Source organism: Mycobacterium paraense, assembly GCF_002101815.1.
GTDB lineage: Bacteria > Actinomycetota > Actinomycetes > Mycobacteriales > Mycobacteriaceae > Mycobacterium > Mycobacterium paraense.
Map to the genome: position 1 here is coordinate 92,758 of NZ_LQPM01000008.1, position 23,686 is coordinate 116,443.

At 69.1% G+C, this 23,686-nt stretch carries 27 protein-coding genes; 17 read left to right on the forward strand and 10 right to left on the reverse strand.

Translation table 11 applies throughout. The annotated features are described in order from the left end of the window. Positions 1–76: 76 nt before the first annotated feature. On the reverse strand, positions 77–898 hold the full coding sequence (locus AWB89_RS07160; protein WP_085098421.1) for a tyrosine-protein phosphatase: 822 nt from the start codon (positions 896–898) through the stop codon (positions 77–79). Next, positions 891–2,111, reverse strand: coding sequence for an acyl-CoA dehydrogenase family protein (locus tag AWB89_RS07165; protein ID WP_085172734.1), 1,221 nt, complete (start codon positions 2,109–2,111; stop codon positions 891–893). Before AWB89_RS07165 ends, AWB89_RS07160 begins: the two co-directional genes overlap by 8 nt. A 78-nt stretch (positions 2,112–2,189) precedes the next feature. Between AWB89_RS07165 and AWB89_RS07170 the strand changes: the two genes are divergently transcribed. The 4 genes from AWB89_RS07170 (at position 2,190) to AWB89_RS07185 (ending at position 5,615) form a co-directional block, all read left to right on the forward strand. Continuing rightward, entirely contained in the window at positions 2,190–2,651 is a 462-nt protein-coding gene (locus AWB89_RS07170) for a nuclear transport factor 2 family protein (protein WP_085172736.1), read from the forward strand. Between the two features lie 112 nt (positions 2,652–2,763). Then, complete coding sequence (locus tag AWB89_RS07175; protein ID WP_085098423.1) at positions 2,764–3,855, forward strand: Re/Si-specific NAD(P)(+) transhydrogenase subunit alpha; 1,092 nt, start codon at positions 2,764–2,766, stop codon at positions 3,853–3,855. Then, entirely contained in the window at positions 3,856–4,194 is a 339-nt protein-coding gene (locus tag AWB89_RS07180; RefSeq protein ID WP_085098426.1) for an NAD(P) transhydrogenase subunit alpha part 2, read from the forward strand. Further along, the gene (locus AWB89_RS07185; protein WP_085098429.1) at positions 4,191–5,615 is read left to right on the forward strand and encodes an NAD(P)(+) transhydrogenase (Re/Si-specific) subunit beta; all 1,425 of its coding nucleotides are present in this window, start codon (positions 4,191–4,193) and stop codon (positions 5,613–5,615) included. The genes AWB89_RS07180 and AWB89_RS07185 overlap by 4 nt, the downstream gene beginning before the upstream one ends. Before the next feature lie 13 nt (positions 5,616–5,628). Here AWB89_RS07185 and AWB89_RS26940 read toward each other — a convergent pair whose 3' ends face one another. After that, positions 5,629–5,754, reverse strand: coding sequence for a hypothetical protein (locus AWB89_RS26940; protein WP_108637325.1), 126 nt, complete (start codon positions 5,752–5,754; stop codon positions 5,629–5,631). A gap of 161 nt (positions 5,755–5,915) precedes the next feature. On the opposite strand from AWB89_RS26940, the gene AWB89_RS07190 reads away from it, so the two are divergent. After that, positions 5,916–6,539, forward strand: coding sequence for a TetR/AcrR family transcriptional regulator (locus tag AWB89_RS07190; RefSeq protein WP_085098432.1), 624 nt, complete (start codon positions 5,916–5,918; stop codon positions 6,537–6,539). 12 nt (positions 6,540–6,551) lie between these two features. On the opposite strand, the gene AWB89_RS07195 is transcribed toward AWB89_RS07190, so the two are convergent. Together AWB89_RS07195 and AWB89_RS07200 are read right to left on the reverse strand one after the other, a co-directional pair. Further along, entirely contained in the window at positions 6,552–8,072 is a 1,521-nt protein-coding gene (locus AWB89_RS07195; protein ID WP_085172737.1) for a PE family protein, read from the reverse strand. A gap of 133 nt (positions 8,073–8,205) precedes the next feature. After that, positions 8,206–9,105, reverse strand: a complete 900-nt coding sequence (locus AWB89_RS07200; protein WP_085172527.1) for an alpha/beta hydrolase — start codon at positions 9,103–9,105, stop codon at positions 8,206–8,208. Between the two features lie 104 nt (positions 9,106–9,209). Between AWB89_RS07200 and AWB89_RS07205 the strand changes: the two genes are divergently transcribed. The 5 genes from AWB89_RS07205 (at position 9,210) to AWB89_RS07225 (ending at position 13,335) form a co-directional block, all read left to right on the forward strand. Continuing rightward, positions 9,210–10,310, forward strand: coding sequence for an NAD(P)H-dependent amine dehydrogenase family protein (locus AWB89_RS07205; RefSeq protein ID WP_085172529.1), 1,101 nt, complete (start codon positions 9,210–9,212; stop codon positions 10,308–10,310). A gap of 17 nt (positions 10,311–10,327) precedes the next feature. Continuing rightward, a complete protein-coding gene (locus AWB89_RS07210; protein ID WP_085098441.1) occupies positions 10,328–11,068 on the forward strand; it encodes a glucose 1-dehydrogenase in 741 nt (246 codons plus the stop codon). A 106-nt stretch (positions 11,069–11,174) separates the two neighbouring features. After that, entirely contained in the window at positions 11,175–11,594 is a 420-nt protein-coding gene (locus AWB89_RS07215; RefSeq protein WP_085098444.1) for a WhiB family transcriptional regulator, read from the forward strand. 25 nt (positions 11,595–11,619) lie between these two features. Continuing rightward, complete coding sequence (locus tag AWB89_RS07220) at positions 11,620–12,969, forward strand: FAD-binding oxidoreductase (protein WP_085172531.1); 1,350 nt, start codon at positions 11,620–11,622, stop codon at positions 12,967–12,969. Positions 12,970–12,984: 15 nt separating this feature from the next. Beyond that, positions 12,985–13,335: a hypothetical protein gene (locus tag AWB89_RS07225; protein ID WP_085172533.1), complete on the forward strand. Its 351-nt coding sequence runs from the start codon at positions 12,985–12,987 to the stop codon at positions 13,333–13,335. Here the strand turns inward: AWB89_RS07225 and AWB89_RS07230 are convergent. The 4 genes from AWB89_RS07230 to AWB89_RS07245 are packed head-to-tail and all read right to left on the reverse strand — an operon-like array spanning position 13,332 to position 16,090. Continuing rightward, entirely contained in the window at positions 13,332–13,862 is a 531-nt protein-coding gene (locus AWB89_RS07230; protein WP_085098453.1) for a TetR/AcrR family transcriptional regulator, read from the reverse strand. The two genes, AWB89_RS07225 and AWB89_RS07230, sit on opposite strands and share 4 nt — an antisense overlap. A gap of 31 nt (positions 13,863–13,893) precedes the next feature. Continuing rightward, positions 13,894–14,727, reverse strand: coding sequence for a thioesterase family protein (locus tag AWB89_RS07235; protein WP_085098456.1), 834 nt, complete (start codon positions 14,725–14,727; stop codon positions 13,894–13,896). A gap of 19 nt (positions 14,728–14,746) precedes the next feature. Continuing rightward, on the reverse strand, positions 14,747–15,565 hold the full coding sequence (locus AWB89_RS07240) for an SMP-30/gluconolactonase/LRE family protein (protein ID WP_085098458.1): 819 nt from the start codon (positions 15,563–15,565) through the stop codon (positions 14,747–14,749). 33 nt (positions 15,566–15,598) lie between these two features. After that, entirely contained in the window at positions 15,599–16,090 is a 492-nt protein-coding gene (locus AWB89_RS07245; RefSeq protein WP_085098461.1) for an SRPBCC family protein, read from the reverse strand. Positions 16,091–16,188: 98 nt separating this feature from the next. Here AWB89_RS07245 and AWB89_RS07250 point away from each other — a divergent pair, with 98 nt between their 5' ends. The 3 genes from AWB89_RS07250 to AWB89_RS07260 are packed head-to-tail and all read left to right on the forward strand — an operon-like array spanning position 16,189 to position 19,161. Next, the gene (locus AWB89_RS07250; RefSeq protein ID WP_085172535.1) at positions 16,189–17,079 is read left to right on the forward strand and encodes an acyl-CoA thioesterase; all 891 of its coding nucleotides are present in this window, start codon (positions 16,189–16,191) and stop codon (positions 17,077–17,079) included. 15 nt (positions 17,080–17,094) lie between these two features. Then, positions 17,095–18,009, forward strand: coding sequence for an LLM class F420-dependent oxidoreductase (locus AWB89_RS07255; RefSeq protein WP_085098466.1), 915 nt, complete (start codon positions 17,095–17,097; stop codon positions 18,007–18,009). Continuing rightward, a complete protein-coding gene (locus AWB89_RS07260) occupies positions 18,010–19,161 on the forward strand; it encodes an acyl-CoA dehydrogenase family protein (RefSeq protein WP_085172537.1) in 1,152 nt (383 codons plus the stop codon). A 69-nt stretch (positions 19,162–19,230) separates the two neighbouring features. Here AWB89_RS07260 and AWB89_RS07265 read toward each other — a convergent pair whose 3' ends face one another. Beyond that, positions 19,231–19,896, reverse strand: coding sequence for a DUF427 domain-containing protein (locus AWB89_RS07265; protein ID WP_085172738.1), 666 nt, complete (start codon positions 19,894–19,896; stop codon positions 19,231–19,233). 65 nt (positions 19,897–19,961) lie between these two features. On the opposite strand from AWB89_RS07265, the gene AWB89_RS07270 reads away from it, so the two are divergent. The 4 genes from AWB89_RS07270 (at position 19,962) to AWB89_RS07285 (ending at position 23,686) form a co-directional block, all read left to right on the forward strand. After that, positions 19,962–21,131 (forward strand): CaiB/BaiF CoA transferase family protein, encoded by a 1,170-nt coding sequence (locus AWB89_RS07270; RefSeq protein WP_085172540.1) that lies wholly within the window; start codon positions 19,962–19,964, stop codon positions 21,129–21,131. A 91-nt stretch (positions 21,132–21,222) separates the two neighbouring features. Continuing rightward, entirely contained in the window at positions 21,223–21,774 is a 552-nt protein-coding gene (locus tag AWB89_RS07275; protein WP_085098475.1) for a hypothetical protein, read from the forward strand. Further along, a complete protein-coding gene (locus tag AWB89_RS07280; RefSeq protein ID WP_085098787.1) occupies positions 21,774–22,478 on the forward strand; it encodes an NIPSNAP family protein in 705 nt (234 codons plus the stop codon). The genes AWB89_RS07275 and AWB89_RS07280 overlap by 1 nt, the downstream gene beginning before the upstream one ends. Next, positions 22,475–23,686 (forward strand): cytochrome P450, encoded by a 1,212-nt coding sequence (locus AWB89_RS07285; RefSeq protein WP_085172543.1) that lies wholly within the window; start codon positions 22,475–22,477, stop codon positions 23,684–23,686. Before AWB89_RS07280 ends, AWB89_RS07285 begins: the two co-directional genes overlap by 4 nt.

Below are 23,686 nucleotides of genomic sequence, written 5' to 3' on the forward strand. Positions count from 1 at the left end.
CGGACCCCGCCAGCGTAAGGTGCTCCGGCGATCCTGTCCGGCGTTTGAGTCCCGCGCGCGAGCGAGGGTGGTCGGCTCAGCCGAGCAGCGCGCCGCGCAGGCGGTCGACGTCCGCCTCGGTGATGCCGGCGTCGCTGAGATAGGCGCTCAGCGAACCGAATTCGTCGTCAATGGTTTGGCGGGCGGCGGCGAGGTACTCCGGGCGGACGCCGAGCACCCCGTCGGACAGCCGCGCCTCGGTGAAGGTCACCACCTCCGGGGTCAGCTCGGTGTCGCCGCGCTGCTGGATCATTTCGAAGATGTGCGCCCGAAGCTCGGGGACGGCGTCGTTGCTGCGCAAGAAGTCGGCGACGATGGCGTCGCGATCGACCCCGACGGCCTCCAGCACCGTCGCGATGACGAAGCCGGTGCGGTCCTTCCCCGCGAAGCAGTGCGTGAGCACCGGGCGCCCGGCGGCCAGGAGCGTGACGACACGGCGCAGCGCGCGCTGCGCCCCGTTGCGCGTGGGGAATTGGCGGTATTCGTCGGTCATGAAGCGCACGGCGGTCTCGTTCACCGACTCCTCGGAGCCGTCGGACTCGCCCCGCAACAGCCGCTGGAACGCCTCTTCGTGCGGGGCGGCGGCCTCGGCTTCCTGGTCGGACAAGTCGGGCACCGGCAGCAGGTGGATCTCGACGCCGTCGGGCACCAGCCCCGGGCCGCGCCGGGCGACCTCCCGCGACGCGCGCAGGTCGGCGACGTCGGTGATGCCCAGCCGGCGCAGGGTGTCCCGCCCGTCGTCGTCGAGGCGGCTCAGCTCGCCGGACCGGAACAGCCGTCCGGGCCGCAGCGCGGCGACACCGTCGGCGACGTCACGAAAGTTCCACGCGCCGGACAGTTCTCGGACGGCTTCAGTCATGCGCGGTGACCGCCGCGGCGAGCCCGGATTTCTCCCGGCCGATCTCGGCGCGCGCGATGGTGCGCATGTGCACCTCGTCGGGACCGTCGAAGAGTCGCATGGCCCGGTGCCAGGCGTACGACCGGGCGAGCACGGTGTCCTCGCTGACGCCGGCGGCGCCGTGCACCTGGATCGCGCGGTCGATGACGTCGCAGGCCACCTGCGGCGCCACCGCCTTGATCTGCGAGACCAACAGGTGCGCGGCGCGGTTGCCGTGCTGGTCGATCGTCCACGCCGCCTTCTCGCACAGCAGCCGGGCCTGGTCGATCTCGTTGCGGGACTTGGCGATTGCCTCGCGCACCACGCCCTGCTCGGCCAGCGGGCGACCGAACGCCACCCGGCTGTTCGCCCGGTCCACCATGAGCGCCAGCGCGCGTTCGGCGCCGCCGAGCGCCCGCATGCAGTGGTGGATGCGGCCCGGGCCGAGCCGGGCCTGGGCGATCGCGAAGCCGCCGCCCTCCTCGCCGAGCAGGTTGGTGGCCGGAACGCGGACGTTGTCGTAGATGATCTCGCAGTGCCCGGGCTGGTCCTGGTAGCCGAACACGGTGGTCGAGCGGACGACGGTCACGCCGGGGGTGTCGGTGGGCACCAGGACCATCGACTGCTGCTGGTGGCTGGCCGCCTCCGGGTTGGTGCGGCCCATCACGATGAGGATCTTGCAGCGCGGGTCGGCGGCCCCGGACGTCCACCACTTGCGGCCGTTGATGACGTAGTCGGCGCCGTCGCGCTGGATGGAGGTCTCGATGTTGCGGGCGTCGCTGCTGGCGACCGCCGGTTCGGTCATCGAGAAGGCGCTGCGGATCTCGCCGGCCAGCAGCGGCTCCAGCCACTGCTTGCGCTGCTCCTCGGTGGCGAACAGGTGCAGCGTCTCCATGTTGCCGGTGTCCGGCGCCGCGCAGTTGAGCGCCTCGGGCGCGATCTCGAGGCTCCAGCCCGTCAGTTCGGCCAGCGGGGCGTATTCCAGGTTGGTCAGTCCCGACTCGGCCGGGAGGAACAGGTTCCACAGTCCCTGTTGTTTGGCCTTGCGTTTGAGCTCCTCGATGACCGGCGGAACCGTGTGGTCGTTCGGGCCGGCCTCGTGACGGTATTTGTCGTATTCGGCCTCGGCCGGGAAGACGTTCTCGATCATGAAGTCGGACAGTCGCTTGTGGTAGTCGCTGGCTTTGGCAGACATCGCGAAGTCCATGACCGTCACGATAGGACACCGGCCGTGAGCAGGCGGTGCTGAGGGCGGGCGAGCACGATGTACGTCATGACCGAATCCCGCCCCCCGTTCCCCCCGTTCACCCGCGAAACTGCGCTGCAGAAAGTCCAGGCGGCCGAGGACGCCTGGAACACCCGCGATCCCGAGCGGGTCAGCCTCGCCTACACGCCCGACTCGCAATGGCGCAACCGCGGTGAACACATCGTGGGCCGCGACGAGATCGTCGCGTTCTTGACCCGCAAATGGGAGCGCGAACTCGACTATTCGCTGCGCAAGAGCCTGTGGGATTTCCACGACAACCGCATCGCCGTGCGGTTCCAGTACGAGTGCCACGATCACGGCGGCCAGTGGTACCGCAGCTACGGCAACGAGCTGTGGGAGTTCAGCCCGTCCGGGCTGATGGCGCGCCGCGAGGCCAGCATCAACGACGTGCCGATCGACGAGTCCGAGCGCCGGTACTTCGGCCCCCGGCCCGCGTCCGAGCACGGGCACGATATTCCGCTCTGGTAGGCGCGGCAGCCCGGCGACGATGCAGGCCGCACAGCGGCGTGAGGTGGAGCCGGGCCATCAGGTTAGGGTGTCTGCGGCAAGCCCAAGACATAAGGAAGTGGATGTAGGCGCCATGACAGATGCGCAGACGACGGTGGGGGTGGTCGCCGAGTCCGGGGCCGACGAGCGGCGCGTCGCGTTGGTCCCCAAGGCGGTCGCGTCGCTGGTCGACAGCGGTGTGGCCGTGGTGGTCGAGGCGGGCGCCGGCGAAGGCGCGCTGCTTCCCGACGAGCTCTACACCGAAGCGGGGGCCAGCATCGGCGACGCCTGGGCCGCCGACGTGGTCGTCAAGGTGGCACCGCCGACGGCCGACGAGGTCGGCAGGCTGCGCGGCGGGCAGACGCTGATCGGCTTCCTGGCGCCCCGGAACCCCGACAACCTGATCGGCGCGCTCACCGACGCCGGTGTGCAGGCCTTCGCGCTCGAGGCCATCCCGCGGATCTCGCGGGCCCAGGTGATGGACGCGCTGTCGTCGCAGGCCAACGTCGCCGGCTACAAGGCCGTGCTGCTGGCGGCCTCGGAGTCGACGCGGTTCTTCCCGATGCTGACGACGGCGGCGGGCACCGTGAAGCCGGCCTCGGTGCTGGTGCTCGGTGTCGGCGTCGCCGGGCTGCAGGCGCTCGCCACGGCCAAACGGCTGGGCGCGCGCACCTCCGGCTACGACGTCCGCCCGGAGGTGGCCGACCAGGTGCGGTCGGTGGGCGCGCAGTGGTTGGACGTCGGCATCGACGCGGCCGGCGAGGGCGGGTACGCCCGCGAGCTCACCGAAGACGAACGCGCCCAGCAGCAGCAGGCGCTGGAAAAGGCGATCAGCGGTTTCGACGTGGTGATCACCACGGCCCTGGTGCCCGGCAAGCCGGCGCCGCGGCTGGTGACCGCCGCCGCGGTCGAGGCGATGAAGCCGGGCAGCGTGGTGGTGGACCTGGCCGGGGAGACCGGCGGCAACTGCGAGCTGACCGAGCCCGGCCGGACGGTGGTCAAGCACGACGTGACCATCGCCGCGCCGCTGAACCTGCCGGCGACGATGCCCGAGCACGCCAGCGAGCTCTACAGCAAGAACATCACGGCGCTACTGGACCTGTTGATCACCGACGGCAAGCTGGCCCCCGACTTCGACGACGAAGTCATCGCGGCATCCTGCGTCACCCGGGGGAAGGACTCCTAGATGTACGACGAGCTGCTGGCCAACCTGGCGATCCTGGTGCTGTCCGGGTTCGTCGGCTTCGCGGTCATTTCGAAGGTGCCCAACACGTTGCACACGCCGCTGATGTCGGGCACCAACGCCATCCACGGCATCGTGGTGCTGGGCGCGCTGGTGGTGTTCGGGTCGGTCGAGCACCCGTCGCTCGCCGTGCAGATCATCCTGTTCGTCGCGGTGGTGTTCGGCACGCTGAACGTCATCGGCGGTTTCATCGTCACCGACCGGATGCTGGGCATGTTCAAGGGCAAGAAGAAAGCGTCGGCCGTCAAGGCCGACAAGACCGAGGAGCCGGCGGCGAAATGAACTACCTCGTCACCGTCCTCTACATCATCTCGTTCGCCCTCTTCATCTACGGCCTGATGGGCCTGACCGGCCCGAAGACGGCGGTGCGGGGCAACCTGATCGCCGCGGTCGGCATGGCCATCGCGGTCGCGGCGACCCTGATCAAGATCCGGCACACCGAGTCGTGGGTGCTGATCATCGCCGGTCTCGTCGTGGGCGTCGTGCTCGGCGTGCCGCCGGCCCGGCTGACGAAGATGACCGCCATGCCGCAGCTGGTGGCGTTCTTCAACGGCGTCGGCGGGGGCACGGTCGCGCTGATCGCGCTGTCGGAATTCATTGAAACGAGCGGCTTTTCGGCCTTCCAGCACGGCGAGTCGCCGACCGTGCACATCGTGGTGGCGTCGCTGTTCGCCGCGATCATCGGGTCGATCTCGTTCTGGGGCTCGATCATCGCCTTCGGCAAGCTGCAGGAGATCATCTCGGGATCGCCGATCGGCTTCGGGAAGGCCCAGCAACCCATCAACCTGCTGCTGCTGGCCGGTGCGGTGGCCGCCGCGGTGGTCATCGGCCTGGGCGCGCATCCCGGCACCGGCGGGGTGTCGCTGTGGTGGATGGTCGGCCTGCTGGCCGCCGCCGGCGTGCTCGGCCTCATGGTGGTGCTGCCCATCGGCGGCGCCGACATGCCGGTGGTCATCTCCCTGCTCAACGCGATGACGGGGCTGTCGGCCGCCGCGGCCGGCCTGGCGCTGAACAACACCGCGATGATCGTGGCGGGCATGATCGTCGGCGCCTCCGGTTCGATCCTGACCAACCTGATGGCCAAGGCGATGAACCGCTCGATCCCCGCGATCGTCGCGGGCGGATTCGGCGGCGGCGGTGTGGCGCCCAGCGGCGACGGCGGCGGCGACAAGCACGTCAAGTCCACCTCGGCCGCGGACGCGGCGATCCAGATGGCCTACGCCAACCAGGTGATCGTGGTGCCCGGGTACGGCCTGGCCGTCGCGCAGGCCCAGCACGCGGTCAAGGACATGGCATCGCTGCTGGAGGACAAGGGCGTGCCGGTGAAGTACGCCATCCACCCCGTCGCCGGCCGCATGCCCGGGCACATGAACGTGCTGCTGGCCGAGGCCGAGGTCGACTACGACGCGATGAAAGACATGGACGACATCAACGACGAGTTCGCGCGCACCGACGTCGCGATCGTCATCGGCGCCAACGACGTCACCAATCCGGCGGCCCGCAACGAGACGTCCAGCCCGATCTACGGCATGCCGATCCTCAACGTGGACAAGGCGAAATCGGTGATCGTTTTGAAGCGGTCGATGAATTCGGGATTCGCGGGCATCGACAACCCGCTGTTCTACGCCGACGGCACGACGATGTTGTTCGGGGACGCGAAGAAGTCGGTGACCGAGGTCGCCGAGGAACTCAAGGCGCTCTAAATCTGCCTCGCGGTTAGACGGGCGGGTAGGCCGGCGGCGGATACCCGTTGCCGTCGACGACACCGCGCAGACCCCACGGCACGTACTTGAAGAAGAACTCGATCTCGTCGCTCATGTCATAGTCCGGACTCGGATCCATGTCCCCACCTCTCGACTCGCGACCAGTTCGACACACCATGGTAGTCGCAGAGCCGCCGGTGCGACAGGCGGCGGTGGCCTTAAACTGTCCAACCAGTTGATTGATACTTTGCCTTAACCGGGTCGCACCGCGGCCCGCCGCAGCGACGATAGAGAGTACGAATGCCATCCGAGAACGGGGTGACCCGCCGCGAGGAGTTGCTGGCCGTCGCCACCAAGCTGTTCGCCGCGCGCGGCTATCACGGCACCCGGATGGACGACGTCGCCGACGTGATCGGGCTGAACAAGGCAACCGTCTACCACTACTACGCCAGCAAGTCGCTGATCCTGTTCGACATCTACCGCCAGGCCGCCGAGGGCACCCTGGCCGCCGTGCACGACGACCCGTCCTGGACGGCGCGCGAGGCGCTCTACCAGTACACCGTCCGCCTGCTCACCGGCATCGCCGGCGATCCCGAGCGGGCCGCGGTGTATTTCCAAGAGGCGCCGTACATCACCGAATGGTTCACCGCCGAACAGGTCGCCGAGGTCCGCGAGAAGGAGGCCCAGGTTTACCAGCACGTGCACGGGCTCATCGACCGCGGCATCGCCAGCGGCGAGTTCTTCGAGTGCGACTCGCATGTGGTGGCGCTGGGCTACATCGGCATGACGCTCGGCAGCTACCGATGGCTGCGGCCCAGCGGGCGGCGCACCGCCAAGGAGATCGCCGCCGAGTTCAGCACCGCGCTGCTGCGGGGGCTGATCCGCGACGAATCGATCCGCAACGACAGTCCGCTCGGCCCGTAGCCCGGCCAAGCCTCAGCCGAAGTTGGGCGGCGGAATGAGGTGCAGCACGTTGCCGGCGGCGCCGCTGAGTACGGACAGCAGCGTCGTGCTCGACTGGCCCAACGAGATGTTCAGGCCCGGATTGATCGACGGCACCCACGGATAGGTGTTCGGGAAGTACGACGGGGACAACAGCCCCGACTCCACGCCGATTTCGACGGCGGCGCCGTACGGACCTTGCACCGCGCCCAGGGCGAGGTCGGGGATGACCGTGAAGGGATTCGGGATGTCGAACAGCCCTGCCGGAGTCGGAATGTTGGCGTAGTTGGCGCCGGGTCCGTAGTCCGCGTAGCCCAGGTCGACGAGAACCCGCAGGTCCGGCTGGAAGATGTCGGCGATCGGCGGGCCGGCGTAGGGGATGGCGCGGATCGGCTCCAGCAGCGGCAGGTTCTGCGACATGAGCATGTAGTACTTGGTGCTGCCGGTGTAGTCGGGCGAGGTCGGCAGCTGCACCGCGGTCGCGACCTGGGTCGCCGTCAGGTCCGGATAGCTCCCATGGACAAAGAAGTAGCCCATGAACGCGTTGAGGTCGGAGACGAGGTTGAGCGGGTACTGGGGCAGGTCGGCGATGCCGTCGTACTGGAGCGTGTAAATCGAGGTCGGGTACGGGGAATTCGGCGGGGTCGCGCCGTTGAACGCGACGTCCAGGAACGGGATGTAGAAGCCGGGGAAGCGCTCCAGGATCCCGCCGACGGGGTTGTTGGGATCGCCGATCAGGACGAAGGACAACTGGCCGGGATTCGAGAAAGGCGAGCCCGCGGCCATCAGGTTGCGTATCTCGTTGGTGGCGATCGTGGCGCTCTGCGAATAGCCGAAAACGACGGCGCTGTTGTTCGGCTGGCCGTTGAGCGTGGAGTAGATCGCGTTGTTGAGCAGCGTGACGCCCTTGGCGACGGATTGGCCGAACGTCATGTTGCCGAGGTTCGGTGTCACCGGCCAGAACTGCTCGGGCGTGAAGAGACCCTGGACGATCGCGGATCCGAACGCCGGTTTGATGTAGGCGTTGTAGACGCTGTTGACGTAGAAGGGGTCCGGCTGCGGGTTGTTGGTGCCGCCCATGATCAACGCGTACAGCGGGTCCCCGGCCGGCGAAGTGACCATCGACGCCAGCACACTGGGGCCCGTCGACGCGCCACCGGTGAGCGCCGTCGTGCCCAGCATCGCCCGCAGCGGCGCGGTGACCTCGTTGGAAATCCCCGCGACGAGCGCCGCGTTGGCGGCCTCGGCCTGCGCGTAGCTGCTCGCGGCGGCCGCCAGCGCCCGGGTGAATTCGGTGTGGAAAGTGGCGGCCTGGGAAAGGGTCGCCTGGTATTGCTGGCCGTAGGCGCCGAACAGAGTCGCGATCGCCGCCGACACCTCGTCCTCGGCCGCCGCCACCAGGCCGGTTGTCTGGCCCGCCGCGCCGGCGCGGGCGGCGTTGATCGCCGATCCGATGGTCTGCACGTCGGCGGCCGTCGAGGCCAGCGTCTCGGGTGTGCTGATTAACTGCGACATCTCCCCGTCCTTCCCCACAGACTGGGACCCCGCCCGGTCAAACAGACTTATCCGCGACCGTGGGTATTAGGTACTGACCGAGACTAGAGCCGTCCCGGCAGGAAATCTGGCGTTTTGCGCAAGTTTGCCGGAGCTACATCTGCGCGTGCTTCAGATGCCGGTCGAGGAACGCGATCTGGTCCTGCACCACGCGCCCGAACGCGTCGTCCACATAGATCGCAAAGTGGCCCTCGGGATACATCCTGACCTCGCCGCGCGGCGCCTTGGCCGCATAGCGCAACGTGGGCACCGCGGGCGCCACCGAATCGGCTTCGCACACGCAGAACAGGATCGGGCAGCCGATCTTTGCGGCGGCGCGCCCCGGCCGGTAGGTGATCACCTTCAACGCGAACCGGGCGGCGACCTCGTTCGGCACCGACTGGCCCTCGGGAACCAGCCGCAGATAGCCGGGGTAGGCGTCGGGGGCGTTCATCAAGGCGACCTCGCCGGGTTTGCCCGCCGCGGCCACCAGCACCGGTGGCCGGCCGAGCCGGGCCGCGATGAGGTCACGCGCCGCCAGGACACCGATGCGCGCGAAGATCACCGGGCTCAGCGTGCGCGCGGACGCGACGCCGTCGGTGAACGGGCACTGGGCCACGACGGCCTTGATGCCCGGCACCCGCGCCGCCGTCGCGATCACGTGCCCGCCGCCAAACGACGTGCCCCACAGGCCGATTCGATCGGGGTCGATGCCGTCCAGGGTGCGCCCGTACGCGATCGCCGCCGCCCAGTCCGCGAGCTGCATCTTGATGTCGAGCAGTTGGCGCGGCCGGCCCCCGCTGTCGCCGAAGTTGCGGTAGTCGAACACCAGGCAGGCGTAGCCGGCGGCGCTGAACCGTTCGGCATAGGCGTCCAGGCGCATGGTGCGCACCGCACCCAAGCCGTGCGCCATCACCACCAGCGGCGCCGGACCGCCGCCATTGGAGGGGCGGTAGAGCCATGCGCTGATCCGGTCGTCGCCGGAGACGAATTGGACGTCCTCGCGTTGTGCCACAGCTTGTCAATTCTGCCCGGTGCGATATCGGGTCCGGTAGGCGCCTGAGAAGTAGTGGACTACTGTCTAGAAACGTTTCGAGCGTTCGAGGGACGGAGACTCTGATGGCCATCCGCGTCGCGCACGTCGGCACCGGAAATGTCGGGGGGCTGGCCCTGGCCGAACTGATCACCAACCCGCGGTTCGAGCTGACGGGCGTCTGCGTCTCCACGCCGGAGAAGGTCGGCAAGGACGCCGGGGAACTGTGCGGCGTCGGCCTGGATACCCCGACCGTGACGGGCGTCGCCGCGGTCGGCGACCTCGACGCGATTGTCGCCACCAAGCCCGAGTGCGTCGTCTACTGCGCGATGGGCGACACCCGCCTGCCCGACGCGATGGCCGACGTGATGCGCATCCTGGCCGCCGGGATCAACGTCGTCGGGTCCTCGCCGGGCCTGCTGCAATACCCGTGGGGCGTGATGCCCGACAAGTACATCGCCCGCGTCGAAGACGCTGCGCGGCAAGGAAATTCGAGCGTCTTCATCACCGGTGTCGATCCCGGGTTCATCAACGACCTCATCCCGTTCGCGCTGGCGGGCACCTGTCAGAGCATCGAGCAGGTGCGCTGCATGGAGATCGCCGATTACGCCACCTACGACGGCGCCGAGGTCATGCACTACATGGGGTTCGGCAGGCCCCTCGACGAGATGCCGATGCTGCTGCAGCCGGGAGTGCTCAGCATTGCCTGGGGCACGGCGATCCGTCAGCTGGCGGCCGGCCTCGGCATCGAGATCGACGAGATCACCGACTCGTGCCAGCGCGAACCGGCGCCCGAGGACTTCGAGATCGCGGTCGGGCCCGTGGCCAAGGGCACCATGGCCGCGCTCCAGTTCGAGATCCGCGGCATGTCCGCGGGCCACCCGGCCATCGTCATCGAGCACATCACCCGGTTGCGCCCCGACCTGCGGCCCGACTGGCCGCAGCCGGCTTCCGGCGGCGGCTCCTATCGCGTCGAGATCACCGGGGAACCGTCCTACGCCGTCGACGTCGTCCCGAGCAGCCGCAAGGGCGACCACAACCACGCCGCGATCGTCGGCGCGGCCGGGCGCATCGTCAACGCCATCCCCTCGGTGATCGCGGCCCCGCCCGGCATCCGCACCACGCTCGACCTTCCGCTGGTCACCGGCAAAGGTCTTTACGCCCCGAACAACCTGGTAGTCACGTAACCGAAAGGAGCCCCGCAGTGGGACGGGTAGACGGCAAAGTTGCGCTCATCAGCGGTGGCGCCCGGGGGATGGGCGCCTCGCACGCGCGGATGCTCGTGGACGAGGGCGCCAAGGTGGTGATCGGCGACATCCTCGATGACGAGGGCAAGGCGCTGGCCGACGAGCTCGGCGAGGCCGCGCGGTATGTCCACCTTGACGTCACCCAGCCCGACCAGTGGGACGCCGCGGTGGCGACGGCCACCGGCGAATTCGGCAGGCTCAACGTGTTGGTCAACAACGCCGGCATCGTGGCGCTGGGGCAGCTCAGAAATTTCGATCTGGGCAAGTGGCAGAAGGTGATTGACGTCAACCTGACCGGCACCTTCCTGGGCATGCGGGTCGCCGTCGATCCCATGACCGAGGCCGGGGGCGGGTCGATCATCAACGTGTCGTCGATCGAGGGCCTGCGCGGCGCGCCCGCGGTGCACCCGTACGTCGCGTCGAAGTGGGCGGTGCGCGGCCTGGCGAAGTCGGCGGCACTGGAACTCGCGCCGTTCAACATCCGTGTCAACTCGATACACCCGGGTTTCATCCGCACCCCGATGACCGCGAAGCTGCCCGAGGACATGGTCACCGTCCCGCTGGGCCGCCCGGGCGAGTCGCGCGAAGTGTCGACGTTCGTGCTGTTCCTCGCCAGCGACGAGTCCTCCTACACGACAGGCAGCGAGTTCGTCATGGACGGCGGACTGGTCACCGACGTGCCGCACAAGGCGTTCTGACCCTTCCCGGCCGCTTCCCTATTCGACGTGTGTTTAAGCCCCGCGATCGCGGGGAATTACGCATTGACCTGCGGGGAGTCCTCGGGCCGGAAGAAGGGATCAGCTCATGTCAGTGTCAACCCTCGCCGGTCGGAGAACGTACGGTACCGGCGTCCGCGGGCTCGTCCGCAGCGCGGACGAGGACGACCCGGCCCGATGGGTGTCGCGAGCGTTGTGCACCGCCACCGACGGTGACGGCCTCTTCGTCACCGGTGCCGCCCAGCGCAAGGCCGCGGCGTTCTGCCGGCGCTGCCCGGTCATGCGGGAGTGCGCGGCGGAAGCGTTGGACAACAACGTGGAATTCGGTGTGTGGGGCGGCATGACGGAGCGCCAGCGGCGAGCCCTCCTGCAGCGGCATCCCGAGGTGGCGTCCTGGTCGAAGTTCCTGAGCAGCGTCGAGTCGACCGAGTTGCGCCGCATGCTGCGGGTCGGGGGGCGCCCGGCCGTCGCGTCCGGCGCGGAGGACATGTCGCTGTTTTGGCTCTAGTCGGCGCGGTGCTATAACCGCGAGCATGCCGGGCAGCCTTGCGGACCTGACGGGGATCGTCGGTTCCAATCACGTCATCACCGATACCGACGTGCTGGCCGGCCGCAGCATCGACCACACCGGCCGCTACCGCGGGCGGGCCAGCGCGCTGGTGCGGCCCGGGTCCGCGGAGGAGGTCGCCGCGGTGCTGAGGGTGTGCCGCGACGCCGGGGCGAACGTGACGGTGCAGGGCGGCCGCACCTCGCTGGTGGCCGGCACCGTCCCCGAGCACGACGACGTGTTGCTGTCCACCGAACGGCTTGGCGCCGTCGGCGACGTCGACACCGTCGAGCGCCGCGTCGAGGCAGGCGCCGGCGCGCCGCTGGCCGCCGTTCAAAGTGCCGCCACCGCGGCGGGTTTGGTGTTCGGCGTGGACCTGGCGGCGCGCGACACGGCGACGGTCGGCGGCATGGCCTCGACTAACGCCGGCGGCCTGCGGACGGTCCGGTACGGCAACATGGGGGAGCAAGTCGTCGGCCTGCAGGTGGCGCTGCCCGACGGTTCGCTGATGCGCCGCCACAGCCGGGTGCGCAGCGACAACACCGGCTACGACCTGCCGGCGCTGTTCGTGGGCGCCGAGGGCACCCTGGGCGTGATCACCGCGCTGGACCTGCGGTTGCACCCCACGCCGTCGCATCGGGTGACGGCGGTCTGCGGGTTCGCCGACCTCGAGGCGCTGGTCGACGCCGGCCGCTGTTTTCGGGACGTCGACGGGATCGCGGCGCTGGAGCTGATCGACGGCCGCGCCGCGGCGCTGACCGCCGAACACCTCGGCGTCGGCCCACCGGTAACCGCCGACTGGCTGCTGCTGGTCGAGCTGGCCGCCGACCACGACCAGACCGATCGCCTCGCCGACCTGTTGGGCGGCGTGCGGCTGTGCGGCGAACCCGCGGTGGGCGTGGATGTCGCTGCGCAGCAACGGTTGTGGCGCGTGCGGGAAGCCCTCGCCGACGTGCTCGGGGTGTACGGGCCGCCGCTGAAGTTCGACGTGTCGTTGCCGCTGTCTTCCATCGGCGAATTCGCAAGGGCGGCGGCCGATTTGATCGGCACGCACGCCCCCGAGGCGTTGCCGGTGCTGTTCGGCCACATCGGCGAGGGCAACCTGCACCTCAACGTGCTGCGCTGCCCGGCCGAGCGGGAGCGGGAGCTGTACGAGCCGATGATGGACCTCATCGCGCGGTCCGGGGGCAACGTCAGCTCCGAGCACGGCGTCGGCAGTCGCAAGCGCCCGTACCTGGGCATGTCGCGGGAGCCGGCCGACATCGCCGCGATGCGGGCGGTCAAGGCGGCGCTGGACCCGACCGGCTACCTCAACGCCGCGGTGCTGTTCGACTGACATACGCTGGAATTCATGGCATCTGGAATCTTCGACACCCCCATTGCCGGAATCATCAACCGTTTCTTTGGCGGCATGATCGACGCGCCCGTCGTCGGGCCGCTGGTGCGACGCGGGTTGATCAAGATTCGCTACGTCGGCAGGCGTTCGGGTAAGACGATCCAGACCCCGGTCGGGTACCGGCGCTCCGGCGACGGCATCGTCATCAACGTCATGTCGCCCGACAGCAAGACCTGGTGGCGCAACTTCCTCGGCGCGGGCGGGCCCATCACGCTGCTCAACTTCGACGGCGCCGACCGCACCGGACACGCGGTCGCCAGCCGCGACGAGAGGGGCCGCGTCAGCGTCGCGGTGCAGCTCGACTAGGTGCTGCCCTTGATCCCGACGGCGTGACGCAACTGCTCCAGGAACTGGTCGGCGTCGTCGCTTCGGACGATGTAGTGCGAGATCGCGATCCTGATGACCGTCGCCGCCTTCACCGCGGCATTGGGTCCGGACAGGTGCCGTTGCAGCCCGGCGCGCATCTCCGGGATGACGCGGCCGAACTGGGCGACGGTGTGCTCGGGCTCGACGTCGACCATGCGCACACCGGAGTACGAATGCTGGAACTCGACGATGAAGCGCAGCACGGCGTCGAGCTTGTCGACCCCCTTCAGCCCGGCGGTGGCCCTGACCAACCCGCTCTCGAAGGCCTGCCGCTCGTATTGTGAAAACGCCGACAGCAGTTCCTCTTTGGACGCGAACCAGCGGTACAGCGTGGGGCGCGACACCCCCGCCTGGGCGGCCACCTCGGACAGGCTCAGCTTGGTCTGGCCGTTGCGGCCGAGTACTTCGGCGGTGGCATCGAGGATGCGCTGACGCGTCGAGGTGTCGATCTCTGCCGCTTGGCTCATAACAGAAACTTTACGAAGTATCGCCAACGTGTCACGGTTTTTTCGTTTCCCGGCCAGGCCGCGCGCGCACCAGCACGGACTGCTGGATGGCGCCGACGGCGCCGCGCTCGTCGAACAGCGTGCCGACCGTCGTCCCGATGCCGTCCGGCCCGTAGCTGGTTTCCGCGCGAATGCCGATCCAGTCGCCGTCGGGGATCCGGAACACGTGCACGGCGAGGTCGGTGTTGAGGAAGGTCCACTTGGTGATGTCCAGCTTGCTGCCGATGCCGTTGGCGCAGTCGGCCACCGCGAAGAGCCGCTCCAGCGGCGTCATGGTCTCGCCCTTGACGAGATCCACGGTCGGGTTGATCCAGGACTCGCCCGGGCCCTCACTCAGCGGTTCGGTGAGCCAGAGCCACTCGAGGCTGTGCACGTAGTTGCGGTCCCATTCCCGCGCCTTGAGGTTGCGGTTGCGGGCCTCGGTCCGCGGTCCCGGCAGCGGGGCCGCCGAGTGGGCGACCGCCCGGGTGTCCTGCTGCTGCAACCGCCACGCGCTGGCGCGGGCCACCGGCCGCGGTTGGCCGTCGGGACCCGGGGCGAGCATCTCGGCGCTGACCAATTCGATCTGCTTGCCGCCGCGCTGCACCTGCGAGCTCACCCACAGGTCGCCCTCGGCCGGCACCCCGCCCAGCAGGTCGATGACGACCCGGGACAGCCGGGTGTCGGCGCGCTGGTCGCACCGTTCCAGCGCCCGCACCAGCAGCGCCGACACCGGCCCGCCGTGCTGGATCGCCGCCGACCAGGTGCCGCGGGCCAGGTCGGTGGCCCGGAACTTTTCACCCAGCGGGTCGGTGTCGTCGATCAGCTCGTAATAGGAATCCGTCACTCGTCCACCTCTCGCGGTGTCAGGGTAGGCCAGCGCCGGGCGTGTCGACCGTCACGGCGTCCAGCCGGGACAGCTTGGTGCCGATCAGGCGCCGCGGATAGGCGTCGGTGCTGGACAGCAAGAACAGCGTGCGGCGCGAGGGGCCGCCGAGGGCGCACGCGATGGCCACCCGCTCGCCCATGTCGATGCGGTCGGTCACCGCGCCGCCCTCGGTAATCCGCTCGAACTGGTGGGCCAGCGTCATCGACGCCCACACCCCGCCCTCGGCGTCGAGCGCGATCCCGTCGGGCGGCCCGTCGAGGCCGTCGGCGAACACCCGGCGCCCGCCCAGCCCGCCGTCGGCGTCGATGGTGAAGGCGCTCAGCCGGCGGGCTGTCGATTCGGCGACGATCAGCGTCTTCCGGTCGGGGGTGATCACCATGCCGTTGGGAAAGTCCAGGTCCTCGGCGACGACGGTGGCCGAGTCGTCGGGATCGAGGCGGATGATCGCGCCGCCGGAGAACGCCTGACATCCGATGTAGGCCCGCCCGGTGTCGTCGACGACCATGTCGCCCAGATTGGCCGGCGTCAGGTGCGCGAGATCGGCGACGGGGACGACCGTTTCGCCGTCGTAGCGCAGCACCTGCCGGTCTTCGGTCGAGGCGATCAGCAGTGACCCGTCGGGGCGGAACCCCAGGCCGGACGGCGAGCGCCCGGGCAGGGGCAACGTGGTGAGCGTGCCGCGCAGGTCCGCGGTGTGGACGGCCTCGCCGAGCATGTCGGAGAACCACAGCAGTCCCTCGAACCACCGCGGGCCTTCACCGAAGCAGAAGCCGTTGGCCAGGGGCTCGGGAATCATCCGGCCACGCCTTTACAAAACATCGGGAAAGTGTCACGCAGGACGTGCACCGGTGTCAATCTCGCCCAGTTCGCGCGCCACGGCCTCGTGATAGGCGTCGATGCGCGCCGGGTTGGCCTGCTGAAAGAGTTGATCGGGCAGCGGCGCGTGCTTGTAGGCCTCGATCGCCATGGTCCGGGAGAACAGGGTGACGTCCCGGCCCGGCCTGGTGAACCGATAGGTGACGGTGATCCGGCCTTCGAGCCCGCCGTTTCCGTCGCGGTCGTGGCCGAGGCGGCCCACCGAATTGAACACGAACAGCGAGGGCCGGTCGGCGATGGCCAGCTGCCAGCTGAAGATCCGCTCGCCGTCCGGGCCGGCCTCCTCCCAGGTGTCACCGACCTCGAGCGGCAGCTCCGGCAACTTGCCGATGTGCGCGCTGCCGGGGTACGTCTTCGTCCAGTTCGCCGGATTGGTCACGAAGTCGTACACCGCCTCGGCGGGATGGGCAAAGGCGGTCTCCGAGGTGCTCGTCACGATGCCCAATTGCGTTGCCTCCCTTGTGTCTGTTAGCCAAGCTTTACAAATCCTACTCAAAGTGTCACGCTGAGCCCTGAGCTGCTGGCGCGAGAGATGGAGCGGAGTTGACTAAAGCTTCCGAGGAATCCGAGCAGACCGAGTGGACGGTGCAGGGCCTGCTGGATCTCTTCGACGTGCGGGCCGACGGGCAGGATCGGTTCACCGGTGACACGGGTATCGCCGCGGGCGACGAACGGCAGGTGGTGGAGGGCACCCAGGTGCTCGCCCAGGCGATCGTCGCGGTGGCCAAACGATTCCCGGACAAGTCCGTGCGCTCGGCGCACGCGGTGTTCTCCCGCGCGGTCACCGTCGGGCCGCCGATCGAATTGGTGCTCGACGTGGTGGCCGAGGGCCGGTCCACCGCGACCGCCGTGGTCGCGGTGCATCAGAACGGCCGGCGCTGCCTGAGCATCACCGTGCTGGCCGACGTGCCCACCGACGACGTCATCCGCCACCACCTGCCGCGTCCCGAGGTGGCCGCGCCGGCGGACGCCCACCACTCGCCGATGCCGATGGTCGGTCGCGAACTGCGCCTGGTCGACGTCGTCGACGTGAACAGCCCCGACGAGGTCGGGCCGCCGGAGCTGTACGCGTGGCTGCACTACGAACCGATCCCGACCCGGGACGACCTGGCCAAGGCGCTGCTGGCGTACTTCACCGGCCACCTGGGGATTTCGACCACCATGCGTGCGCACCCGGGCATTGGCACGGCCCAGGCGCACCTGACGGTGTCGACCGCGCCGATGAGCATCTCCGTCGCGTTCCACGAACCGGTGCGCTGGGAGGGCTGGCTGCTCTACAGCCACGAGAGCACCCAGGTCGGCGCGGGCATGTCCTACGTGCGCGGCACGGTGCATTCCGAGGAGGGCGAGCTGCTGTGCTCGTTCGCCCAGGAGGCGCTGATCCGTCCGCTGCGCACCAGCGACACCGCGATCGATTCGCGCGCGCGGTTCTAACGTCTGGCCGCCCGCATGCGCTTCACCATCACCCACCCGATGCACAGCCACCCGTACAACCCGGAGCTGGTGAGCGGGGAGGGCATCGCCACGGTGGCGGCGGCCACCGAGGCGGCCGGGATCCACGGGTTCGGCTTCACCGACCACCCGGCGCCGTCGCAGCGCTGGCTGGAGGCCGGCGGGCACGACGCGCTGGATCCTTTTGTCGCGCTGGGTTATGCGGCCGCCCGCACAACGACCCTGCGGCTGATCCCCAACATCGTGGTGCTGCCGTATCGAAACCCGTTCGTGGTGGCCAAGTCCGGGGCTTCGCTGGACCTGCTTTCGGGCGGCCGCTTCACGCTGGCCGTCGGCGTGGGTTACCTCAAGCGTGAATTCGCGGCGCTGGGCGTGAACTACGACGAGCGCGCCGAGCTGTTCGACGAAGCGCTGCAGGTGATCCGGGCGATCTGGACCGGTGACGACATCACCTTCGAGGGAAAGCATTTCACCGCCCGGGGCATCACGGCGCACCCACGGCCGGCGAGCTGCCCGCCGATCTGGATCGGCGGCAACACCACGACCGCGCGCCAGCGCGTCGCGCAGCACGGCGACGGCTGGTGCCCGTTCCCCGCGCCGCCGCAGCTGGCCCAGACCGCGGGCACCGCGGTGATCGACTCCGTGCAACGCCTCACCGAGGGCATCGACGATCTGCGGCGGCGCTGCGACGCGGCGGGCCGCGACTGGTCCGCGATCGACGTCACGTTCACCAACTTCGAGGGCGGCAGCCCCGCGTCCGACGGGTTCAACGCCGACGCGTACCTCGATGGACTGGAAAAGCTTGCGGCCGTGGGCGTGACGTGGGTGAGCGTCCATCTGCCCGGCGACAGCGTGGCGCACGCGCTGGAGACCCTCGACCGGTTCCGGACTCAAGTGGTTGACGCGATCTAAATGGACTTCTCGCACGTCGAACTCTCCACGCAGGACCAGGAATTCCTTGACGAGACCCGGGCCTTCATCACCAAGCACGTCACCGACGAGGTGCTCGCCCGCCAGCTGGAATTCGGCGAAAACTTCGACGAGCACGTGCATTTGGCGCTCGGCGAGGCCGGTTACCTGGCCTCGGACTGGAAGGCGGAGGGCGACGGGGGCTTCAGCCCGGTTCGGCGGCGCATCTTCCAGCTGGAGATCGCCCGCGCCCACACGCCGTGGTACCACTGGGGCACCACGTCCGTCGTCGCGCGGCTGGTGCAGCAATTCGGCGCGCCGGAGCTGGCCGGCAAAGTGGTGCCCGGTGTGCTGTCCGGCGAGATCCGGCTGTGCCTGGGGTACACCGAGCCCGAGGGCGGCTCCGACGTGGCCACCTGCAAGACGCGGGCGGTGCGCGACGGCGACGCGTGGGTCATCAACGGCTCCAAGATGTTCACCTCGAACGCGCAGAACGCCCGATACGTCTTTCTGCTCACCAACACCGACCCGCAGGGGCGGAAACACAAGAACCTGACCATGTTTCTGGTGCCCCTGGATTCGCCGGGCATCGAGATCCAACCGATCCGCACGCTCGACGGCGACCGCACCAACATCGTCTACTACAGCGACGTGCGCGTCGACGACCTCTACCGCATCGGCGAGGTGAACGGCGGCTGGACGGTGATGCGCGCGGCGCTCGACTCCGAGCACGGCATCGTGGACCAGGAAGACCATGGCCTGCAGTACGTCGCGGCGATGGCGGGCCACGGCGACATCATGGCCGAAGTGGTCGACACGGTCGCGGCGCTGGTTTCCGACGTGGACGACGAGTCGGTGAAATACCGGCTGGGGCGCGCCGTCGCGCGAATGGAGGCGGCGCTCTCCACGCCCGGGATGTTCGGGCGCGTGGCGATCGCGCAGACGATGCGCGACATCACCCCGGACCTGATGGACATCCTGGGGACCGCGTCGGCGCTGCCCACCGACACCCCCGGCGCCGCGAGTAACGGAGCGGCAGAACACCTTTACCGCCTCTCGCTACCGCTCGGGATCTACGGCGGAACCCTCGAGGTGTTCCGCAACATGATCGCGCAGCACGCGCTGGGGCTCGGTCGTCCCAGTTACGGCGGCTGAGTTCACCGCGAAAGTGCAACTACCGACGCCGCCTCTCGAGAAATGCGTCGCCAGTGGCACTTTCGCGGCTCAGGTGAGCGGCAGTTGGGCCGTCACGTCCACCCGGGCTTCGTCGAAACTCAGAAATCCCTTGATGGGCAGGCTTTCCGGGTACGGCTCGTCGTAGCTCCACGCGACGTCGTCGACAGGACCCATCGACCAGTAGGTGGCGAAGCCCTTGTAGTTGCAGTAGCTCGACGTCTCGGATCGCCGCAGCAGCTCGGTGCGCACGTGCTTCGGGTCGACGTAGAGGCGGGGCGCGAGGGCGGTTTCGAACAGGATCAGCGTGTCGTCGGTGTCGACCAGCGCGGTGCCGTTGACCGAGACGCGCAGCCGGCGCCGCGTTGGGCGGCAGTCGATGCGGTGGTACGGATTCGGCGGGTAGTGCACCAGCTCGCGGCCCTCCTCCCGCCAGGTGTCGACGGCGTCCCACGGCACGTGGACGAAGCCGGGGGCATCGGGCTCGGGCTCGGCCGGCAGGTCGCCGACCGCGTCGGCCGGGAAGGCGTAGCTCAGCGGGCGGCCACGCCGGTGCACCAGCAGCGCCCGCTCGGTGTCGATCACGGGGCGTCCGTCCTTGAAGGCCTGGACGCGCCGCGGGTGCGGCTCGACGTACACCACCTCGGCGGGTATCGCCGGCGAGAACCGCCCGGCCGGATCGCTGCTGAGCGGACCGCGTCCGGCTACCAGGCTCATGGTGTTCCTTTCGTCGCGCTCGAACGTCACGCTAGCGCTCGGCCGGCATGGTGTAGAAGTAACCCATGGCCGGACCGGTGGAAGGCATCAAGGTCGTCGAACTCGGGGTCTGGGTGGCCGGACCGGCCACCGGCGGGATCCTGGCCGACTGGGGCGCGGACGTGATCAAGATCGAGCCGCCGACCGGTGACCCGGGCCGCCTGTTCGGCCGGATGCTGGGGTGCGACCTCGGGGTCAACCCGCCGTTCGAAATGGACAACCGGTCCAAGCGCAGCGTCGTCCTGGACCTCACCACCGACGAGGGCCGCGACACCGCCCTCGAATTGCTCGGCGACGCCGATGTTTTCGTGACCAACGTGCGGCCCGCCGCGCTGCAACGCCTCGGGCTCGACTTCGAGTCGGTGTCGGCCCGCAACCCCCGCCTGGTCTACGGCCTGATCACCGGGTACGGCGAGACGGGGCCCGACGCCGACCGCGCCGCCTACGACGTGGCCGCGTTCTGGTCGCGGGCTGGGGTCGCCCACCTGCTCACCCGCCCCGGCGACACGCCCCCGTTCCAGCGCGGCGGCATGGGCGACCACTCCGCCGGGATGACCCTGGCCGCGGCGGTGTGCGCGGCGCTGCTCGCCCGCGAACGCACCGGCGCCGGCCAGCTGGTGAGCACCTCGCTGTACCGCCAGGGCGTCTACACCGTCAGCTTCGACCTCAACACCTATCTGCTGACCGGCCAGCCCATCGCGATCGGCCAGCGGGAATCGATGGGCAACCCGTGCATGAACAACTACGCCGCCGGCGACGGGCGGCGGTTCTGGATCGTCGGGCTCGAGGCCGACCGGCACTGGCCCCCGCTGTGTCGCGCCGTGGGCCGGCCCGAGTGGACCGACGATCCGCGATTCGCCGACGCCCGATCCCGCGCCGTCAATGCGGTCCAGCTCATCGCCGAGTTGGACGGGATCTTCGCGACCCGCCCGCTCGACGAATGGGCGCAGGTCTTCGCGGGCGAACCCGACCTGTTCTGGTCGCCGGTCAACGCGCTCGAGGACGTCGTGGCCGACGAGCAGTTCCACGCCGCGGGCGGCATCGTCGACGTGCCCGATGGGGAGGCCTCGGTCGCGATGGTGGCCACACCGGCGGATTTCCATGGCACGCCGTGGTCGCCGCGTTCCGCGGCGCCGCAACTGGGTCAGCACACCGACGAGGTGCTCGCCGAACTCAAGGCCCGCCGCGGCTCGTGACCGGTCCGCGAGACCTTTACAAATTTAGCCTGAAGTGTCACGCTGTCCGGTGACAACAAGCCCAGGACGAGCGCTGCAGGAAACGCCCACGATGGTCACCCCAACGTTCCACATCGGCCACAAGAGCCGGGTCAGGTCCGCACGATCGGCCCGCGCCGACGGTGACTGTCTGCGCTACCGGTTGGACGTCGTCGCGGCCAGCACCGCCGACGTCGTGGCGTCCGCCGGCGGTTGGCTCTACGACCGGGTGATGGCCGGCTGGGAGGTGACCGTGCTGCTGCCGCACGGCTGCGACACCCGCGCGCTGCGGATCCTCGGGGTGCGCCCGGTGGACGCCGACGAGCGGCCGGACCCGGCGGGCGCAGCGAGCCACAGCCTGGCGGTCAGCGCCGAGGCATTCAGCGCCGACGCACGGGTGCGGGAGCAGGTGCTCGAGGCCATGGGCGACCGGCTGACCGAGCTCGCGTTGTGGGGTGACGGGTGGCCGCTGGCGGTCGATCGCGCGATGACCCGCACCCAGCACGTCCTCAGCATGGCGGCGCGCCGATTCAAGGGCTACGCGCTCGCCGAGGCCGGGATCGGCTGCGGCCCAGCCGATCCGGTCGAAACGCTGCTGTGCGACGCGGCGACCCGGCTCTCCTGATGAAGAAGTACTACGGCCACACCCTGCTTTACCTGCACGAGACGATTTCGCTGGGATCCGGGCGAAGCGACGGCTTCACCGAAACCTTCACCGACATCTACCGGCCGATGATGGACGAGCTCGGCGCCCGGCTGTTCGCGATCTGGGAGACCACCCCGTACAACGGCCACTGGCCACAGGCCACGATCATCTGGGAGATCGACGGATTCGCAGACTACGCCCGCATCGGCGCCGCCCAGGCGTGCGGCGGCAGCCACGAGACCGCGGCCGGCAAGTGGGCGGCGTACCTGTCCGACATCGGCGCCTCGGGGGAGGGCCGGATCATGTACCCCGGTCCCAGCAACAAGACGCTGGCACAGCTTCGCGAGTCGAATTTCGCTGCGCCGCTGGTGATCCAGGAGATCATGCAGACCAAGCCGGGGCGCCAGGACGACTACATCCGCGAGCTGGAGCGCCTGTATGTCCCCTGGTCGGAGCGCACCGGCAAGCGCTGGCTCGGCTCCTTCACCACGACATTCCGCTACAACGAGGTCATCCACTACTGGGCGCTGGACGGCGGCTGGGAATGCTTCGCCAATCACTACCCGTCCTGGAAGGACAGCCCGCCCGCGGAGATCGTCACGTGGATGAGCGTGGCGCCGGCCCTGCGCGACGGCTGGGAAGACTCCATCCTGCAGGCCCTACCCCCCTCACCACTGCAGTGAGCTTTTCGTACGATCCGTTCGACGCGCAGGTGATGGCAAATCCGTTGCCCTACTACCGGATCCTGCGCGACCAGCACCCGGCGTACTACATGCCGCAGTGGGACACCTTCGCGCTGTCCCGCTTCGACGACATCTGGCGGGTCCTGGAGGTCAACGACGGCACGTTCGTGGCGTCGGAAGGGACCCTGCCCGCGGCGGCCGTACTGGCCAAGCACAACACCGGACCGGTCGACGACCCGCCGCTGCACCCGCTGCCGTTCCACGCCGTGTTCGACGCGGACCTCTACGGCCAGATCCGTCGCGCGCATTCGGCGCCGCTGCGGCCCCGGGCCGTCGCGGGGCTGGAGGACAGGATTCGCGCGCTGGCCAACGAACGCCTCGACGAGCTGCTGCCGCGCGGCTCGTTCGACCTGACCCAGGACTACGGCGGCATCGTGGTCGCGTCGATCGTCTGCGAATTGCTCGGCATACCAACCGATCTCGCACCGCAGGTGCTGGCCGCCGTGAACGCCGGCAGCCTCGCGGAGCCCGGGGTGGGCGTGGACACCGCCGAGGCGCGGCCCAACTACATGGAGTTCCTGGTGCCCGCGGTGCAGCGCCGCCGCACCGACGCTTCCGGTGATCCGCTCGGCGTCGTCGACGGACTGCTCGGCTACCGCCTGCCCGACGGCAGCGAGCTCGACGACATCGAGGTCGCCATGCAGATGCTCTGCATCTTCATCGGCGGGACCGAAACGGTACCCAAGATCGTCGCCCACGGCCTGTGGGAGCTCAGCCAGCGGCCCGAGCAGCTGGCCGCCGTGCGCGCCGACCCCGACAACAACGTGCCGGTCGCGCGCGAGGAGATGATCCGGTTCTGCGCCCCGGCGCAGTGGTTCGCCCGAACCGCGCGCAAACCCTTCACCATTCACGGCCAGACGATCCGGCCGGGCCAGCGCGTCATCACGCTGCTGGCCTCCGCCAATCGCGACGAACGAGAATACCCACAGCCCGATGAGTTCATCTGGAACCGGCCCATCCGTCGCTCGCTGGCCTTCGGCCGCGGACAGCACTTCTGCATCGGCTACCACCTCGCCCGGCTGGAAGTCGCTGTGCTGCTGGCCGAATGGCTTCGCCGGGTGCCCGACTACACGATCCACGGCGACGCCGCCGCCCGCCTGCCGTCCAGCTTCCAGTGGGGATACAACAAGATCCCGGTGGAGGTCTGA